At 64.7% G+C, this 380-nt stretch carries 1 protein-coding gene; it reads left to right on the top strand.

Annotated elements, in window-relative coordinates; all coding sequences use genetic code 11:
- The coding region (locus EXE45_RS18255; RefSeq protein WP_137695150.1) for a sensor histidine kinase KdpD at positions 1 to 380 on the top strand (380 nt) is incomplete at both ends.

Raw genomic sequence — 380 nt, 5'->3', positions numbered from 1 at the left:
GCTGCTACAGGTCGGTACCGACCAGACGCCGGTCGACCTCCGCACCGAACTCACCGAGCAGATCGAACAGATCCGGTCGGACAAAGACCGGGCGACTGTCACCGTGGACGAGACGATTCCGGACGTGACGGTGTTGGCGGACGACCTGCTGGAGGCGGTGTTCCGGAACCTCCTGACGAACGCGGTCGTCCACAACGACAAGGAAGTGGCCGAGATCACGGTGTCGACCGACGTGTCGGACGAGACGGTGCGCGTGTCGATCGCGGACGACGGTCCCGGGATCGCGGACGATCACAAGGCGCAGATCTTCCAGGAGGGCGAGAAGGGACTCGAGAGCGGTGGAACGGGGATCGGGCTGTACCTCGTCGAGACGCTCGTTG

The organism is Halorubrum sp. SP9 (assembly GCF_005435015.1).
Lineage (GTDB): Archaea > Halobacteriota > Halobacteria > Halobacteriales > Haloferacaceae > Halorubrum > Halorubrum sodomense.
Note: the sequence above shows the minus strand (reverse complement) of the source record. Positions and strands in the feature narration are given on the sequence as shown.